Origin of the sequence: Pseudomonas sp. EGD-AK9, assembly GCF_000465935.2 — a bacterium.
Lineage (GTDB): Bacteria > Pseudomonadota > Gammaproteobacteria > Pseudomonadales > Pseudomonadaceae > Aquipseudomonas.
Map to the genome: position 1 here is coordinate 1 of NZ_AVOF01000438.1, position 2,276 is coordinate 2,276.

At 67.0% G+C, this 2,276-nt stretch carries 3 protein-coding genes and 1 pseudogene; all 4 read left to right on the top strand.

The features are described from left to right. Positions 1 to 294 (top strand): annotated as a pseudogene (locus tag N878_RS18085) (ABC transporter ATP-binding protein); the annotation flags it as partial. Next, complete coding sequence (locus N878_RS18090; protein ID WP_021444987.1) at positions 294 to 833, top strand: mechanosensitive ion channel family protein; 540 nt, start codon at positions 294 to 296, stop codon at positions 831 to 833. The pseudogene N878_RS18085 and the gene N878_RS18090, both read left to right, overlap by 1 nt. A 70-nt stretch (positions 834 to 903) precedes the next feature. Continuing rightward, positions 904 to 1,671: a TerC family protein gene (locus N878_RS18095; protein WP_021444988.1), complete on the top strand. Its 768-nt coding sequence runs from the start codon at positions 904 to 906 to the stop codon at positions 1,669 to 1,671. A 58-nt stretch (positions 1,672 to 1,729) separates the two neighbouring features. Continuing rightward, positions 1,730 to 2,276: LysE family transporter (locus N878_RS18100; protein WP_021444989.1), on the top strand; the 547-nt coding region annotated here is incomplete at its 3' end.

The following is a 2,276-nucleotide window of genomic DNA, read 5'->3' on the forward strand; positions in this document are numbered from 1 at the left end:
GACAAGCGCGCCCAGCGCCAGGCCGCCGCCGCCCTGCGCCAGCAGCTGGCGCCGCACAAGAAGCAGGCCGACAAGCTTGAGCAGGAGCTGAACAAGCTGCACCAGGCCCTGGCCAAGGTGGAAGCGCAGCTGGCCGATAGCGGCCTGTACGAGGCGGCGCGCAAGGACGAGCTGCGCGAACGCCTGGCCGAGCAGGCGACGCTCAAGGCGCGCGAGGCCGAGCTGGAGGAAAGCTGGCTGCTGGCCCTGGAGACGCTCGAAGCGTTGCAGCAGCAACTGGAGGAGACCGAGTGATGGAATCGCTGGAACTGCTCACGGCCTGGCGCGAACCGCTGATCCGCGCCGGCCAGGTGCTGCTGATCCTGCTGCTGGCGTGGCTCGCCCAGCGCATCCTGACCCGCGCCATCAGCCGCCTCGGCGCGCGCTACAGCCTGCTACCGCAGGAGGTGCTGCTGCCGCTGCGCGGCCTGCTGCGCTGGTTGATCCTGGGCAGCGCCTTCATGCTGGTGCTGGAGCGCCTGGGCGTGTCGGCCACGGTGCTGTGGACCGCCATCACCGGCTTCACCGCCGTGGCGGCGGTGGCCTTCTTCGCCATCTGGAGCGTGCTGTCGAACATGTTCTGCGCGCTGCTGATCTTCGCCATGGGGCCGTTCCGCCTGGGCGATACCGTGGAGGTGATCGAGAGCGCCGACAAACCCGGCGTGAAGGGGCGGGTGCTGGCCATCAACCTGTTCTACACCACGCTGCAGGATGTCAGCGAAGAGGCCGCCGGCGCGTTGCTGCAGGTGCCCAACAGCCTGTTCTTCCAGAAATCCGTGCGCCGCTGGCGCTAGGTTTTGCACGAAAGCTGCCCCATATGCGGCACCTTTCCTACACAACCTGAACTCATTGGAGCATCCCTGAATGGAATGGCTGAGCAACCCGGAAATCTGGGTCGCGTTTCTGACCCTGACCGCCCTGGAGATCGTCCTCGGCATCGACAACATCATCTTCATCTCGATCCTGGTCAGCCGCCTGCCGGTCGAGCAGCAGCCGAAGGCGCGCTTCTTCGGCCTGGCCCTGGCCATGGGCACGCGCATCCTGCTGCTGCTGTCGATCACCTGGGTGATGCGCCTGACCGACGACCTGTTCCACGTCTTCGAGCAGGGGATTTCCGGGCGCGACCTGATCCTGTTCTTCGGCGGCCTGTTCCTGCTGTTCAAGAGCACCGCGGAGATCTACCACAGCCTGGAAGGCGCCGAGGAGGCCGCGCAGGGCGGGCCGAAGAAGAGCTACGGCTTCATGGGCATCATCATCCAGATCGCCATCATCGACATCGTCTTCAGCCTCGACTCGGTGATCACCGCCGTCGGCCTGGTGCAGCACGTGCCGGTGATGGTGGCGGCCATCGTCATCTCGGTGATCGTCATGATGCTGTCGGCCGGCACCATCAGCGCCTTCATCGACAAGCACCCGAGCCTGAAGATGCTGGCGCTGTCGTTCCTCATCGTGGTCGGCACCGTGCTGATCGCCGAGAGCTTCGGCGTGCACGTGCCCAAGGGCTACGTCTACTTCGCCATGGCCTTCTCGCTGGCCGTGGAGGCGATCAACATCCGCCTGCGCAGCGCCCAGGCGCGGGCGCGCAAGGAGGAGCTGGAGCCGGTGCAGCTGCGCAAGGGCTCGCCGGATTGAGCGGCCGGGAGTAGGCTGTAGGGCCTGCTCCCGTTCTTCCCTCCCGAGGTAATCCGCCATGGCCCTGGAAACCTGGCTCGCTTTCTTCGTCGCCTGCTGGGTGATCAGCCTGTCGCCCGGCGCCGGTGCCGTGGCCTCCATGTCCGCCGGCCTGCAATACGGTTTCTGGCGCGGCTATTGGAACGCCCTCGGCCTGCAACTGGGCCTGGCCCTGCAGATCGCCATCGTCGCCGCCGGTGTCGGCGCCATCCTCGCCGCCTCGGCGCTGGCCTTCAGCCTGATCAAGTGGTTCGGCGTCGCCTACCTGGTGTACCTGGCCTACCGGCAGTGGATCGCGCTGCCCAGCGACCTCGCCACCGGCGCCGCCGAGCGCCCCAGCGGCCGGCCGCTGACCCTGGTGCTGCGTGGCTTTTTGGTCAACGCCAGCAACCCCAAGGCGATCGTCTTCATGCTCGCCGTGCTGCCGCAGTTCATCGCCCCGCAGCAGCCGCTGCTGCCGCAGTACCTGCTGATGGGCGCGACCATGATAGTGGTCGACCTGATCGTCATGGCCGGCTACACCGGCCTCGCCTCGCGGGTGCTGCGGGTGCTGCGCACGCCGCGTC